Raw genomic sequence first — 14,075 nt, forward strand, 5'->3', positions numbered from 1 at the left:
CTGAAGCGGCCCGCAAAGCCGGTCATTTGGGTCGCCATGAAGGCCAGACCCCCGGCCTACACTGCCGCGCATGGCCGAACTGCCGCTGAGCCTTTTCCACATCGCCTATTCGCCCGAGACGCTGGCGCAGATGGAGCCGGGCTACGAGTTGCTCGACAACCTCGACAACCCGCGGCCCGACTGGTTTGAGTACTGGCCCATCCGCCGCTGGCTGCTGACCCAGCCCATGCAGGAGGACCGCTTCTACGGCTTCTTCTCGCCCAAGTTCAGGGCCAAGACGGGCCTGGGCGCCGAGCGCGTGGTGCAGCAGTTGCAGCAGCACGGCGCCAATGCCGACGTGCTGCTGTTCTCGCCCTTCCCCACCCAGATCGCCTGCTACCTGAACATCTTCGAGCAGGGCGAATCCTCGCACCCCGGCTTCATGCAGACCTGCATGGCCGCGTTGCAAGCCACCGGCCGTGCGGCGCCGCTGCCGCAGCTGGTGATGGACAGCCGGCAGACCGTGTTCAGCAACTACTTCGTCGCGCGGCCGGCGTTCTGGCGCGAATGGTTCGCCTGGACCGAGCCGCTGTTCGCCCTGTGCGAAGACCCCGCGTCCGACATCGGGGCGCGGCTGCGGGCGGAGACGTCCTATGCCGGCTCGGTGCAGCTCAAGGTCTTCCTCATCGAGCGCATCGCGTCGCTGCTGCTGACCCTGCAGCCCCGCTGGCGCGTCGTCGCCCACAACCCCTTCGGCTTCCGGCATGCATCCGAGCCCACCGCCGTGCCCGACACGCTGGCCGTCTGCAGCGACGCGCTCAAGCAGGCCTTCCGCAACCAGGGCTTCGACAGCTATCTGCAGGCCTTCATGAGCGTGCGGCAGAGCATTCTTCAAGCCCCGAAACCCTGAGCCGCAGCAAGAGCACCGGGAATCCCCGCGTCATCCGGTCTTCGCACCCGCACGAGATGCCCTCTACTGCCCGATCAACCCATCTCCACCGCAACACCCCATGGCCCACGTCCAACAGTTCTTCTACGTCAACAGCGTCAAGCAGTTCCTGCCGGAGTACTTCAACAAGGCGCGGGTGCTGGAGATCGGGAGCCTGAATCTGAACGGCTCGATCCGCCAGTTCTTCCAGGACTGCGACTACATCGGGCTCGACGTCGGCGAGGGAAAGGATGTCGACGTCGTCTGCCCCGGCGAGCACTATGGCGCGCCGGCCGAGAGCTTCGACGTCGTCGTCAGCTGCGAGGCGATGGAGCACAACCCCGGCTGGCGCGTGACCTGGCTGAACATGCTGCGCCTGCTCAAGCCGGGCGGCCTGATGATGATGACCTGCGCCACGACGGGCCGCCGCCAGCACGGCACGGCCGAGTTCCTGCCGGGCGACTCGCCGCTGACGGTCGGCATGCAGCAGAACTACTACCGCAACCTGGTCGCCGAAGACTTCGCCGCGCTCGCCCAGCTGCCGGCCTGGTTCAAGGAGCACGGCTTCCACACCGACTACGCGGTGCACGACCTCTACTTCTTCGGCGTCGGCGCCCAGGCCACGCCCGAGCAGCAGGCCCGCGCGGCCACGCTGCGGCGCTCGCTGGACCAGTATTACCACGACAAGAACCTGCTCGGCCGCTATTGAGCGCCTGCAGGCCTCAAGCAAAAGAGCCGGTCTGTCGACCGGCTCTTTTTTGTTTCCGAAGCGAAGGCTGCTCTCGACTGCGCCGCGATGCGCCGGCGCATCCCGGCTCTTCCCGCAGCTGTTTGTGGCGGTCAAACGAGTGCAACGAAAGCAGGAGGACGGGTAGGCCTGATGCGTAAGTAAAGGAGGAGGCCGCGCAGCGGGCGGGGGACTGAGCCCGGACTCAAACAGTCCTGAGGACTGTTTGTGCCTGGCGAAGGATCGGGCCTCTGGCCCGAGCAAGGGAGCATCAGGCCTACCCGTTCTCCTGCGGCCCAGCGAACCCCGCACGTTTTGGCGTCAACGCAGCGGCGTCGACACACCCCGCCCCATGCTCCAGATCAAGGCGACGATCTGCTGAGCGTCGAACATCGCGTTCACGTGGGCCACGCGCATCGAGTAGTAGTCGCCCTCGGCCGCCATCACGTCGAAGAGCGAGCGGCGGCCGAGCTGCTGCCACTGCTGCAGCGTTGAGGCCCGCACTCGGTCGCTGTTGCGCAGGATCTCGACGATGCGGCGTGCGCGGTCCAGCGTGGAGGTGCCGACCTCGTGCATTTCCAGCAGGCGGTAGCGCTTGGCCTCGATGGCTTCGTCGCGCTGCAGGACGGTCGCGCGATAGCGATGCACGGCGGCGCTGGCCTGGGCCTGGGCGCCCGGCTGCAGGATGGGGATGGTGACCGACACGCCCGCACCGATGTCGGTCGAGCGGGACTCGTTCGGGCCGCCACCGGAGCGGAACAGCGCGCTGGCGCTGCCCGTCAGGTTGACCGATGGCTTCTGGCCGGCGATGACCGACTCGGCAAAGCTGCGCTGCGAACGTGCCTGGGCCTCGGCCTGGGCGACGTCGGCGCCGAGCAGGATGTCGCTCTGCATCTGCTCCAGGTCGGGCAGCAGCGACAGCGCCGCCGTCATGCCGATGCTGGGCGGCAAAGGCTCGCCGACCAAACGCTTCATGCGCACCTCCGTCTGGCGCAACGCCGACATGGTCTGCTCCAGCGACAGGTCGGCCTGCTGCAGGCTTTTCTGCGCCTGCACCAGCTCGCTGGCGCGGCCGCGGTCGGCCTTGGTGATGATTTCCAGCGCGTCGACCAGACAGGACATCTTGCGCACGTACTGCGCATAGACCTGGCCCTGCAGCACATAGCGGCTGCGGTCCAGCGCCATGGCGACGGCGTTCAGCGACAGCTGCTCCTCGGCACTGCGCTGGCCTTGAGAAGCCACCTCGGCCAGCTCCTTGCGCCATTCGGTCAGCTTGGCGATGCGGCCGAAATCCCAAAGCGGCATGCCGGCGCTCAACGTGGCGCCGAGCTGCGCGCCGCGCCCGACGTTCACGCCACCGGTCGTTGCGTGCACGCCGTTGGCGCTGAGGCTCAGCGTCGCCGTCGGCATGGCCAGCGCGCGCGTCTCGTCGAGGTCGAAGCGGGCCGCTTCGGCCAGCAGCCGCACGGCGCCCAGGGCCTTGCTGCGCGACAGCGTGCGGTCGATCAGCACCTGCAGCGATGCGCGCGGATCACCGTTGGTGGTTTCCAGCGCCGTCATGTCGCGGCCCAGGCGCGACAGCCCGGCGTCTTCCTCGTTGCAGCGCCCTTGGGAAGCCGGCGCCTCAGCAGCGACCGGCGCGGGCGGCGGGGCGGCCTTCTTGGCTGGGCGCGTCTGCGCCAGCGCTTGGGGACTGAGTGCGGTCGACGCTGCAATGGTGGCAACAGCGACGGCGAGGAGATGGCGGATTGGGTACAGCATGGCCCCGTCACTAGACCATCCGGACCCCTTCTCCAAAGCCCGGAAAAGGGCCGGCGCGGGCGTGGTTTTCGGTGGTGAGGCCAGGTTGGCAACAACGCTGGTCCGGCCGGACGGCCGCGAGTTAGGGGCTACGCCGAGTCGCCAACCAGACTGCGCGGCCAGCTTGCTTTGCCTACCGTCGCCCGACGGCGCCAATCGATCGAGCGCCGGCACCCAACTGGAGACATCCGATGAACCCGATCCAAAACTGCCCAACACCGCGCGTACTGGGCGTCTGTTTAGCCGCAACCCTGGCCTTGAGCGCCTGCGGCGGCGGTGGCAGCGACGCACCTCCGCCACCGCCCCCCGCGCCAGCGCCCGCGCCGGTCCCCGAGGACACTCGCCCGCAGGACGCGCGCACCTTCACGCCGGTGATGGAGACTGGCTTCGCGGCGCTCGCGGGTGCCGCCGACACCGACCGCTGGGTCGGCGTTCTCAACGGCTCCGCCTACCGCATCGAGGTGCCCAAGACCGGCTGGAACGGGCAGCTCGTCATGTGGGCGCACGGCTATGCCGGCACTGGCGCCAACCTCACGGTGGGCAACCCCATCATGCGGCGCTACCTGCTCGCCAACGGCTACGCCTGGGCAGCGTCGAGCTATTCCAAGAACTACTACGACGTAAGGGCGGGCGTGGAGGACACCAACGCCCTGGCCAACAAATTCGTCGCCCTGGCGGCTGCCAATGGCCGCACACTGGCCGCGCCGAGCAAGATCTTCATCACCGGCGTCTCGATGGGCGGACACATCACGGCAGCGGCCATCGAGGCCGAGGCGCAGGCCAACGCGGTAAACAAGGTCAAGTACAACGGCGCAGTGCCAATGTGCGGCGTGGTGGGCGACAGCGAGCTGTTCAACTACTTCGCCGGCTACCAGCTGGCCGCGCAGCAGCTGGCAGGCCTGCCCATGAGCAGCTTTCCACAGGCCGACTTCTCGGCAATAGCGCCCGCGATCCAGGCCACGCTCTGGACGACGTTCCCGACCCAGACCAACGCCATCGGCGACAAGCTCAAGAACATCGTCGCCTACCTCAGCGGCGGGCCGCGCCCGTTCTATGCCGAAGGCTGGGCCAACGCCAGCAACCAGGGCAACATCTGGGCGTCCATTGGCGGCGACGGCACGATCAACGGCATCCTGACCGCCAACGTGCTCGACACCACCGCACTGACCTACAAGGTCGATGCGTCCAGCGCCAGCACCACTGCGCTGGACACGGCCTTCAACAACAGCATCTACAAAATCAAGCCTGCGGCCGACGCCAACCGCCTGCGCCGCGACGGCCTGCGCTGGATTCCGCAGGTGGCGGGCGACTTCAGCGTGCCGGTCGTGACCATCCATACGCTGGGCGACCTGTTCGTGCCGTTCAAGATGGAGCAGGTGTACGCAGCGCGCGCCAAGGCCAAGGGCAACGACAAATGGCTGGTGCAGCGCGCCATCCGTGATGTGGGTCACTGCGCCTTCACCGCGGCCGAGGCCGCCAAGGCCTTCGACGACATGGCGAAGTGGGAGGCTGGCGGGCTTAAGCCGGCGGGTGACGACGTGAGCACGGCGGCGACCGTGGCCCAGCCCGGTTATGGCTGCACGCACACGATCAATACACCGAGCGCAGAGGACTACACCGCCCCGGCAGCCCGTGCGGCGTTGCAGGCCAACTACCCGGCCTGCCCTTGACGGCCCAACGCTGCGGGCCGGAAGTCACCGCTCCCGCAGCGCTTCCTGCGACTTCATCATCGGCCGCAGCAGGTAGCTCAGCACCGAGCGCTCGCCGGTCTTGATCTCGACCACCGAGGTCATGCCGGGGATCACGGGCAGGGTCTCGCCCTTGTACTTGAGGTTGTTGCGCTCGGCGGTGATGGTGACGCGGTAATGGCTGTCGCCCGCCTTGTCGCCCTCTGAGACGGCATCGGGGCTGATGTAGGTGACCTTGCCTTGCAGGCCGCCATAGGTGTTGAAGTCGTAGCCGGCCAGCTTGACCTCGGCTGTCTGGCCCAGGCGCACGAAGCCGATGTCGCGCGGCTTGATCTTGGCCTGCACCAGGACCTGCGGACCAATGGGCGAGATCTCGAGAATGGGCGCGCCGCTGGCGATGACGCCACCGATGGTGCCCGCCTTGACCGTCTTGACGACGCCGTGCACGGGCGACTTCAGCACCGTGCGCGTCAGCGCGTCCTGCCGCACGACCATCTGCTCGTCCAGCTGGGCCAGCTCGTTCTGCACCCGCACCAGCTCCTGGCTGGCTTCCTGGCGGTAACGCGACAGGCGCTCGGTGCGCTGCTGCTGGATCTCGTTGACCTGGCGGTTCAGGCGCATCACTTCCACGTCGCTCATCAGACCGCTCTTGGACATGTCCTGGGCGAGCTTGAGCTCCCGCGAGATCAGCCCCAGGCTGCGGTTGATGGCGCTGACCGCTTCGTCCAGCAGCCGCTTGCGGGCCTCGAAGGACTCGGCCTCGCCCTGGGCGTAGCGCGCGCGGGGGTCGACCTCGGCCGGCCATTGCACGCTGGCCCGGCCATTGGCCTCGGCGGTCAGCCGCGCGGCGGCGGCCATCAAGGCCAGCCGCTTGACCTGGCCTTCGGCCTGCTGGGCCTCGACACGGGTCGGGTCGAGGGTGGCCAGCTCCTGGCCGACCGTCACTTCCTGGCCTTCGCGCACCTTCAGCTCGCGCAGGATGCCGGCGTCAAGGCTGGCAATGACCTGCTCGCGGCCGTCGGGCACGATGCGGCCGTCGCTGCGCGTGATCTCGTCCACCTTGGCCAGGGCCGACCAGGTGATGGCCACCGTGATGACGGCGCACAGCAGGTACAGCGCCCAGGTGGCACGTGGGAGGGGTTCGTCGATCTGCGCGGCATGGATGGCGCTGACGAACACGCCCTCTTCCTTGGTCAACGCCGACGTCATACGGAAGCGCTGCGCTGCACGGGCTGGGCGGATGGATGGAGGTGAACGCCTTCGGCAGTGCCGCCGCCGGGCGCGGCTGGGCGCACGCCGGACAGGGCCGCCAGCACCTGGTCGCGCGGGCCGTCCATGACGATGCGGCCGCCGTCGACGACGGCGATGCGCTGCACCAGCTCCAGCACGGCCGGGCGGTGGGTCACGACGACAAGGGTGGCCGTGCCGGCCGCGTCACGCAGCTGGCGCAGGAAGGCCATTTCGCTCTGCGCGTCCATCGAGCTGGTCGGCTCGTCCATCAGCAGCACCTGCGGCTTGGTGACGAGGGCGCGGGCCAGGGCGACGAGCTGGCGCTGGCCGCCGGACAGCAGCTGGCCCATCTCGCCCACCGGCAGGTCCCAGCCCATCGGGTGGCCGGCGACGACACGGTCCAGGCCGGTCAGCTTGGCCACCTCGACGAGGCGGCCGGCATCCAGGTGGGCACGGCCCATCAGCACGTTGTCGCGCAGCGTGCCGACGAACAGGCGCGGCTCCTGGCTGACGAAGCCGACCCGGGCGCGGTACTCGGCCGGGTCGATCTGCCGCAGGTCGATGCCGTCGACCTCGACCATGCCCTCGGTGGGCTGGTACAGGCCGCCGAGCAGGCGCAGGATGGTGGACTTGCCGCTGCCGATGCGGCCGAGGATGGCCACGCGCTCGCCGGCCTCCAGGCGCATCGTGACATTGCGCAGCACCTTGGGCGCGGCCGACTCCGCCGCCGGCTGGGCGCCCAGCGTCGGCTGCGCGGGGTAGGCAAAGCCGACGTCGTGCAGGCCGACCTTGCCACTGACCTGGGACAGCGGCACGTAGTTGCGGCTGCTGTCGCGCTCCACCGGCGCGTTCATCATCTGGTTGAGCGACAGCATCGCGGCGCGCGCGCCCTGGTAGCGCGTTGCCAGGCTGACGAGACTGCCCAGCGGCGCGATGGCGCGGCTGGCGAACATGACCGAGCCGATCAGCGCGCCCGACGAGATCTGGCCGTCACGGATCAGGTAGACGCCCCAGACCAGCAGGATCAGGTTGACCGACTGCTGCAGCGTGCTGGACAGGTTCATGCTCCAGCTCGACAGCGTCCGCGCGGTCATCGCCGAGTCCGCCACGATGGCCGTCGTGCGCTCATAGCGGCGCAGGAAGCGACCTTCGGCGCCCGAGGTCTTCAAGTCTTCCAGCCCTTCGAGGGACTCGACCAGCGTGCCGTGCAGGTCGGCCGTCTCCTGCATGTTGGTGCGCATCGCACGGCGCAGCGAACTCTGGATCGCCCAGCTCAGGCCCATGATGACCGGCACCGCCAGCACCAGCACCCAGCCCAGCGGCCCGCCGATGACGAAGGTCATCGCGATGAAGATGAACAGGAAAGGCAGGTCCGACAGCGCCGACAGCGTGGCCGACGCGAAGAACTCGCGCACCATCTCGACCTGCGCCAGGTAGTGCGCATAGGAGCCGGCCGACGCGGGCTTGTGCTCCATGCGCACGCCCAGCGTCTGGCGATAGAGCTTGGCGCCGATGACGAGGTCGGCCTTGCGGCCGGCCAGGTCGATGAGGTGGGCGCGCAGCTGCCGGGCGAACAGGTCGAACAGCAGCGCCACGCCGGCGCCGATGGCCAGTGTCCACAGCGTGACCATGGCCTGGTGCGGGATGACCTTGTCGTAGATGACCGCCGTGACCAGGCCGGACACCAGCATCAGCACGTTGGACAACAGCGCCGCGATCATGGACGCGCGGTAGTAGGGCGTGAAGCGCTTGAGCGTGCCCCACAACCAGTGCGCCTCCAGGCCCTTGTCGCCCATCTTGAGCAGCGGCGCCTCGGCGCGCGCGCCCTGCGCGGTCTCCAGCGGCGACACGGCCAGCATGAAGCCGCTGTACTCGGGCTCCAGCTCGGCCGTCGTGGCCGGCACGGCCGCGGCCTCGGGGCCGGGGAAGACCACCTCGTAACGGCAGGCACCGGCGCCGACCGCGGCCGGGTCGTCCAGGCGCTTGACCAGCACACAGGCGTCGCCACCGTTGAGCAGCAGCACGGCCGGCAGCAGCAGGCCGTGGATGTCGTCGATGGTCTTGCGCAGCAGGCCGGCGTTGTAGCCCGCCTCACGCATGACGCGGATGGCGCCGTCAGGGGTGAGTGCGCCCTCGACCGGCGCGCCGGCGCGCAGCGACTCGGCCGAGCGCGGCTTGCCGTGGTGGCGGGTCAGCCAGGCCAGCGCCTGCAGCAGCGGGTCGCCGGCTGGCTGGCTGGCCAGGTCGGCCAACGGGTCAGCAGGCGCCGGCGGCTCGCCATTGGCGGCCAGGCGCAGGCCCGGCGCCTGGGGCTGGCCGTCAAAGAAGGGGTCGTGGGGGCGTGGCATTGGTCAGCACCCCGCCCATGCAAATGCAACCACAGAGGCACTGAGGCACAGAGAACGCATTGCCTCTGTGGCTCCGTGCCTCTGTGGTTGCATCTCCGTCAACCTGCGCATCACGCCTCCCTCGTCCGGGCCTGAAGAGCCAGGCGCTCGAACTCGCGCTCTATATCGCGCACGATGGCCGGTATGTCAAACAGCGGCGAGCCGCGGCCGTGTTCGGCGAGGTAGCGCTTGTAGGACGCCGCGCGTGCCGGCTGGCGGCCGATCTGCACGGCGCGCTGCTCGTACTCATCCAGCGTCGTCGTGATCAGGTCGGGCAGGCCCACGGCGGTCAGCAGGCTGCCGGCCATGCGCGAGATATAGGTCTTGCCCGATCGCGTCAGGATGGGCGTGCCCATCCACAGGCAGTCGCTGGCCGTCGTGCCGGCGTTGTAGGGGAAGGTGTCCAGGAACAGGTCGGCCAGCGTGAAGCGGGCCAGGTAGTCGGCCGGCTGGGCTCGGCCAGCGAAGACGAGGCGCTCGGGGGCGATGCCCTCCTCCACGGCGACGCGGGTCAGGTTGGCCTGCGCGAACGGGTTGTCCGCCAGCAGCCACAGCACGCTGCCCGGCACCTGGCGCAGCACCCGCATCCAGCAGCGCCAGACCTGCTCGCTCATCTTGTGGTTGTTGTTGAAGGCGCAGAAGACGAAGCCGTCCTCCGGCAGCCCGGCCTGCGTGCGCGTCGGCGGCGTGTTGGCCACGCGCTTGCGGTCGCTGACCTGGTAGCTGTTGGGCAGGTAGATGGGCTTCTCGGTGTGATACGGCAGCGATTCCGGCGGCATCACGAAGCGGTCGGCCAGGATCCAGTCCACGCCCGGCAGGGCCGACGTGGCCGGCAGGCCCAGATAGCTGACCTGGATGGGCGCACCGCGGTGGGCCAGGATGCCAGGCCGCGCGCCGCTGGTCAGGCCTTGCAGGTCGACGAGCACATCAATGCCGGCTTCGGCGATCAGCTCGGCAGCGCGGCGGTCAGGCACGCCGTGCAGCGGCGTGTAGCTGTCCATCGCCCCCTTGATGCGCGCGCGCAGCGGCGTGCCGTCTTCACGGCTCCAGCTGAAGGCGTGGACCTCGAACTTGCTCTTGTCGTGGAGCTCGTAAAGCTCGGCCGTCAGCAGACCGACGGCATGCATGTGCAAGTCGCCGGACAGGTAGGCGATCTTGATCTTGCCCTCGCGCTGGCGGCCCTTGTGCAGCGGCGCGGCGCTGACCTTGGCGACCTTCTCGTGCACGAAGCGCTGCGCCGTCAGCAACTGCAACGCCGGGTCGTCGCTTTCGTCGAGCATGCCGAGCAGCGAGGTGCTCATCAGCAAGTGGTTGTGCGTGACCTCGCCGACGGTCTGGTAGACCGGCCAGGCGCATTGCTTCTGGCGGATGTGCACGTAGTGCTGGGCGACATCGCTCTGGTGCGGGTCCAGCATCAGCGAGCGGCGCATCAGCGCCTCGGACTCGTCGTAGCGCTTCTGCTGCTCCAGCAGGCGCGCGGCGTTGTTGAAGGCGTGCAGGCGCAGGCTCAGCGGGTCGGTGCCCAGGCCCTCGGGATTGTCTTGCTCGTAGACGGCGCGCCACTCGGCCAGCGCCTCGTCCTCACGGCCCTGGTGCTCCAACTGGTGGCCCAGGTTCAGGCGTGCTTGCGCGAAGGTGGGCGCCTGGCTCAGCGCCATGCGGTAGACGGCCTCGGCCTCGGCGTGGCGGCGCTGCTCGCCCAGGATGGCACCCCAGTTGAAGCAGGCCACGTGGCGCAACGGCGAGGCCGTGGCGTCAACCCAGTTCTGGTAGAGCAGCACAGCGGCGTCGGCGGCGCCGGCGGCCTGCAGCCGCGAGGCCGCGTCCATCACCTGCGGCAGCGGCCATTGGCCGCTGCGGGCCAGCCCGAGCCATTGCTCCACGAGAGCAATACCCTGGTGGCCTTCAGGCTGGGCGGCAGTTGGCGTCGACATGTCCATGCGGGGCGGGCGGCTTGAGCGGATGTTCTCCTGATTCTCAAGCCGCAGCACCCCGGCGGGAGCGGGGATAAGGCTGCGGATTGCGCAGCATTTCCCGGCTGGCGCGCCTCAAACTGGGGGGCGGTCAGCCTCCAAGGTAGTCCAGCTTGCCCAGCGGCACGCCGGCTTGGCGCAACAGGGCGTAAGTTGTCGTGGCATGGAAATAGAAGTTGGGCAGCGCGAAATGACGCAAATAGGTGCTGCCGTCGAACTTGAACGGATCGCCGCTGCGGCGCGGGATGCTGACCTCGCGGCCCTCGCTGCCCTCGAAGGCCTCGGCCGGTACCGACAGCACGAAGTCGCGCGTCTTCTTGATGCGCTCGGCCAGTTCGTCCAGCGTCGCCTCGTTGTCCTCGTAGGCCGGAATCTCCTGGCCGGCCAGCCTGGCGACGCAGCCCTTGGCAGCGTCGCTGGCGATCTGGATCTGCCGCGGCAAGGGCAGCATGTCGGGCGCCAGGCGCAGCGTCAAATACACGTCGGTCGAGAACTTCTTGGCCTCGGCGTGGGCCTTGGCAGCCTCCAGCCAGTTGAGCATGTTGCCCAACATCTTGGCAAAGGCAGGGGCGCTGGCGGCGTGCATGGAAATCGGGGTCATCGGGTGGTCTCCATTGAGGGAAACCGATGGTAGCCAGCAGGCCGATGGCCTGCATCGCCCCGGGGCACAATGCCCCGCAACTTGAAGCCCAATCCCCGCGCCCCGCGCCGTTCGCTGCCCCAGCCCGCCAGGCCGCGCGTGCCCCGCCCATGAACGTCATCATCCTCGACGACTACCAAGACGCCGTGCGCAAGCTGCGCTGCGCGGCCAAGCTGGAGCCGCTGAACGCCAAGGTGTTCACCAACACGGTCAAGGGCATCGGCCAGCTGTCGGTGCGGCTGCGCGATGCCGAGGTGCTGGTGCTGATCCGCGAGCGCACCGCCTTCCCGCGCCAGCTGCTCGAAAAACTCCCCAAGCTCAAGCTGATTGCCCAGACCGGCCGCATCGGCAGCCACATCGACGTGGACGCCTGCACGCGGCTGGGCATCGCCGTGGCCGAGGGCGTGGGCAGCCCGGTCGCACCGGCCGAGTTGACCTGGGCGCTGATCATGGCGTCGATGCGTCGGCTGCCTCAGTACATCGGCAACCTCAAGCACGGCGCCTGGCAGCAGGCCGGGCTGAAGGCGGCCTCCATGCCGGCCAACTTCGGTGTCGGCATGGTCTTGCGCGGGAAGACGCTGGGCATCTGGGGCTACGGCAAGATCGGCCAGCTCGTGGCCGGCTACGGCCGCGCCTTCGGCATGACGGTCATCGTCTGGGGCAGCGAGGCCTCGCGCCTGAAAGCTGAAGCCGACGGCTACCAGTCGGCCGCCAGCCGCCAGGCCTTCTTCGCGGAGGCCGACGTGCTGTCCGTGCACCTGCGCCTGTGCGACGCCACGCGCGCCATCGTCACAGCCGAGGACCTGGCGCAGATGAAGCCGACGGCCTTGTTCGTGAACACCTCGCGTGCCGAGCTGGTGGTCGAAAGCGCGCTGGTGTCGGCCCTGAACCGCGGCCGCCCGGGCATGGCCGCCATCGACGTGTTCGAGAGCGAGCCCATCCTGCAGGGCCACCCGCTGCTGCGGCTGGAGAACGCGGTCTGCACGCCGCACATCGGCTATGTCGAGCAGGACAGCTACGAGATCTACTTCGACGCCGCCTTCGACAACGTGCTGAACTTCATCAATGCCCAGCCGACGAACATCGTCAACCCCGAAGCGCTGAAGGTTCATCGCTGAAGCCATCGTGCTGAACCGTCCGGCGTCCCTCACCGCGCTCTTCCTCGCATTCACGCGGCTCGCGCTGCAAGGCTTCGGCGGCGTGCTGGCGGTGGCGCAGCGTGAGCTGGTCGAGCGCCTGGGCTGGCTGAGCAAGGAAGAGTTCGTCGAGACCCTGGCCATCGCCCAGGTGCTGCCCGGCCCCAATGTCGTCAACCTGTCGATGATGATCGGCGACCGCTTCTTCGGGCTGCGTGGTGCGTTGGCGGCACTGGCCGGCATGCTGGTCGCGCCGGCCGTCATCGTGCTGGGCCTGGCCATCGCCTATGGCGAGCTGGCCCAGCATCCGATGGCCGTGAACGCGTTGCGCGGCATGGGCGCGGTGTCGGCCGGGTTGATCCTGGCCACGGGCATCAAGCTCCTGCCGGCGTTGGTGACCAGCCCGCTGGGCCGGCCGTTCGCCTTCGGCCTGGCTGTGCTGGCCTTCGTGCTGATCGGGCTTTTGCGCTGGCCGCTGATCGCCGTGCTGGCACTGCTGGGCGGCGGCGGCATGGCCATCGCTTGGTGGAAACTCAAGTGACGACGCCGGTCGATCTCTCCAGCCTCTTCCTGCACTTCCTGACGTTGTCGCTGCTGTCCATCGGTGGCGCCATCTCGACGGTGCCGGAGATGCACCGCTTTCTCGTCGACAAGACCGGCTGGTTGACGGACACCAGCTTCACCTCGTCGATTGCCCTGGCCCAGGCCGCGCCGGGGCCCAACATCCTGTTCGTCGCGGTGCTGGGCTTCAACGTGGCGGGCGTGTCGGGTGCCGCAGCGGCGATGGCCGGCATCATGCTGCCGTCGAGCGTGCTGACGCTCACGGCCACGCGCTGGATGCGCGACCACCGCGGCCACCTCGGCCTGCGCGCCTTCTCGGCCGGCATGATGCCGCTGACCCTCGGGCTGATCATCGCCACCGGCTGGCTGCTCGCCCTGCCCTTCCTGCGCGCCGAGGCGCACCGCTGGGGCGCTGTGGCGCTGATCGCCGCGACCGTCGTGCTGACGCTGAAGACGAGGCTGGGCCTCGTCTGGATGGTGCTCGGTGGTGGCGTGGTCGGCGCCTTGGGTTTCGTTTAAACGCCGATGCCGGCCTGCACCGTGGCCGAGCGCTTGGTGACCGGCGCCGTGCCCAATGTCACCTGGGCATAGACCTCGTCGGAACGCGGCATGTAGATGGGCGTGTTGATGTCCGCCCAGCCGACGATCTCCTTGCCGGCATCTTCATCGAGCTTGGCGGTGTCGATGGCGCGCTTCTCGGAATAGTTGACGGCGCCGGCCGCCAGCACGGTCACGGCCTTGTAGGAGCGCAGCAGGATTCCGCCGCTGACCCACATGAAGGTGCTGATGAGATCGTCCGCCGTGCTGTCGCCTGAGGGCAGGTTGTCGCCGGACAGGTCCTCGCCGTAGAGCTTGATCTCCAGGCGATAGGTGCGGTCGACGTCGCTGGCGTCGAAGTTCATCGTGCCGGCGACGGTCACGTCGCGCTTGTCGCCGCTGGTGCTGCCGAGGGTGACGGTGGGGGTGGAAAGTGTGGCCATGACGGGCTCCTTGATGGGTGAGTCAGGTGGTGGCTTGCCAGGGTTC

12 protein-coding genes are annotated in these 14,075 nt (G+C 68.6%); 6 read left to right on the forward strand and 6 right to left on the reverse strand.

The features are described from left to right. The first annotated feature begins 70 nt into the window (after positions 1-70). Positions 71-889: a hypothetical protein gene (locus ASC81_RS25455; RefSeq protein WP_056274009.1), complete on the forward strand. Its 819-nt coding sequence runs from the start codon at positions 71-73 to the stop codon at positions 887-889. A gap of 100 nt (positions 890-989) precedes the next feature. Next, positions 990-1,616, forward strand: coding sequence for a bifunctional 2-polyprenyl-6-hydroxyphenol methylase/3-demethylubiquinol 3-O-methyltransferase UbiG (locus ASC81_RS25460; protein WP_056274012.1), 627 nt, complete (start codon positions 990-992; stop codon positions 1,614-1,616). 339 nt (positions 1,617-1,955) lie between these two features. Here the strand turns inward: ASC81_RS25460 and ASC81_RS25465 are convergent, their stop codons facing one another. Then, positions 1,956-3,395, reverse strand: a complete 1,440-nt coding sequence (locus tag ASC81_RS25465) for a TolC family protein (protein WP_056274015.1) — start codon at positions 3,393-3,395, stop codon at positions 1,956-1,958. A gap of 230 nt (positions 3,396-3,625) precedes the next feature. Between ASC81_RS25465 and ASC81_RS25470 the strand changes: the two genes are divergently transcribed. Further along, a complete protein-coding gene (locus ASC81_RS25470; protein ID WP_056274017.1) occupies positions 3,626-5,104 on the forward strand; it encodes a hypothetical protein in 1,479 nt (492 codons plus the stop codon). A gap of 24 nt (positions 5,105-5,128) precedes the next feature. On the opposite strand, the gene ASC81_RS25475 is transcribed toward ASC81_RS25470, so the two are convergent. The 4 genes from ASC81_RS25475 to ASC81_RS25490 all read right to left on the reverse strand — a co-directional run bounded on the left by ASC81_RS25475 (position 5,129) and on the right by ASC81_RS25490 (position 11,313). Next, the gene (locus tag ASC81_RS25475) at positions 5,129-6,331 is read right to left on the reverse strand and encodes an HlyD family type I secretion periplasmic adaptor subunit (RefSeq protein ID WP_056274020.1); all 1,203 of its coding nucleotides are present in this window, start codon (positions 6,329-6,331) and stop codon (positions 5,129-5,131) included. Further along, positions 6,328-8,700, reverse strand: coding sequence for a type I secretion system permease/ATPase (locus tag ASC81_RS25480; RefSeq protein WP_056274025.1), 2,373 nt, complete (start codon positions 8,698-8,700; stop codon positions 6,328-6,330). The genes ASC81_RS25475 and ASC81_RS25480 overlap by 4 nt, the downstream gene beginning before the upstream one ends. 110 nt (positions 8,701-8,810) lie before the next feature. Beyond that, positions 8,811-10,673, reverse strand: coding sequence for a hypothetical protein (locus ASC81_RS25485; RefSeq protein WP_082536847.1), 1,863 nt, complete (start codon positions 10,671-10,673; stop codon positions 8,811-8,813). Positions 10,674-10,803: 130 nt separating this feature from the next. Continuing rightward, complete coding sequence (locus tag ASC81_RS25490; RefSeq protein WP_056274031.1) at positions 10,804-11,313, reverse strand: DUF1993 family protein; 510 nt, start codon at positions 11,311-11,313, stop codon at positions 10,804-10,806. A gap of 149 nt (positions 11,314-11,462) precedes the next feature. On the opposite strand from ASC81_RS25490, the gene ASC81_RS25495 reads away from it, so the two are divergent. Genes ASC81_RS25495 through ASC81_RS25505 form a run of 3 tightly spaced genes read left to right on the forward strand, consistent with a single transcriptional unit; the run spans position 11,463 to position 13,568 of the window. Next, a complete protein-coding gene (locus ASC81_RS25495) occupies positions 11,463-12,470 on the forward strand; it encodes a D-2-hydroxyacid dehydrogenase family protein (RefSeq protein ID WP_056274033.1) in 1,008 nt (335 codons plus the stop codon). Positions 12,471-12,477: 7 nt separating this feature from the next. Further along, positions 12,478-13,029, forward strand: a complete 552-nt coding sequence (locus tag ASC81_RS25500; RefSeq protein ID WP_235533791.1) for a chromate transporter — start codon at positions 12,478-12,480, stop codon at positions 13,027-13,029. Further along, the gene (locus tag ASC81_RS25505) at positions 13,026-13,568 is read left to right on the forward strand and encodes a chromate transporter (RefSeq protein WP_056274038.1); all 543 of its coding nucleotides are present in this window, start codon (positions 13,026-13,028) and stop codon (positions 13,566-13,568) included. The genes ASC81_RS25500 and ASC81_RS25505 overlap by 4 nt, the downstream gene beginning before the upstream one ends. On the opposite strand, the gene ASC81_RS25510 is transcribed toward ASC81_RS25505, so the two are convergent. Next, positions 13,565-14,029, reverse strand: a complete 465-nt coding sequence (locus ASC81_RS25510; protein ID WP_056274041.1) for a hypothetical protein — start codon at positions 14,027-14,029, stop codon at positions 13,565-13,567. The genes ASC81_RS25505 and ASC81_RS25510 overlap by 4 nt on opposite strands. Between the last annotated feature and the right edge of the window lie 46 nt (positions 14,030-14,075).

The sequence above is a fragment of the Pelomonas sp. Root405 genome (assembly GCF_001425165.1).
In the GTDB taxonomy this organism is placed as follows: domain Bacteria; phylum Pseudomonadota; class Gammaproteobacteria; order Burkholderiales; family Burkholderiaceae_C; genus Pelomonas.

Bases quoted from the DNA above. Each gene is read 5' to 3' on its own strand.
- ASC81_RS25475 (WP_056274020.1), bottom strand. From the start codon at position 6,331: ATGACGTCGGCGTTGACCAAGGAAGAGGGCGTGTTCGTCAGCGCCATC.
- ASC81_RS25465 (WP_056274015.1), bottom strand. From the start codon at position 3,395: ATGCTGTACCCAATCCGCCATCTCCTCGCCGTCGCTGTTGCCACCATT.
- ASC81_RS25495 (WP_056274033.1), top strand. From the start codon at position 11,463: ATGAACGTCATCATCCTCGACGACTACCAAGACGCCGTGCGCAAGCTG.
- ASC81_RS25470 (WP_056274017.1), top strand. From the start codon at position 3,626: ATGAACCCGATCCAAAACTGCCCAACACCGCGCGTACTGGGCGTCTGT.
- ASC81_RS25490 (WP_056274031.1), bottom strand. From the start codon at position 11,313: ATGACCCCGATTTCCATGCACGCCGCCAGCGCCCCTGCCTTTGCCAAG.
- ASC81_RS25460 (WP_056274012.1), top strand. From the start codon at position 990: ATGGCCCACGTCCAACAGTTCTTCTACGTCAACAGCGTCAAGCAGTTC.
- ASC81_RS25480 (WP_056274025.1), bottom strand. From the start codon at position 8,700: ATGCCACGCCCCCACGACCCCTTCTTTGACGGCCAGCCCCAGGCGCCG.
- ASC81_RS25485 (WP_082536847.1), bottom strand. From the start codon at position 10,673: ATGTCGACGCCAACTGCCGCCCAGCCTGAAGGCCACCAGGGTATTGCT.
- ASC81_RS25455 (WP_056274009.1), top strand. From the start codon at position 71: ATGGCCGAACTGCCGCTGAGCCTTTTCCACATCGCCTATTCGCCCGAG.
- ASC81_RS25510 (WP_056274041.1), bottom strand. From the start codon at position 14,029: ATGGCCACACTTTCCACCCCCACCGTCACCCTCGGCAGCACCAGCGGC.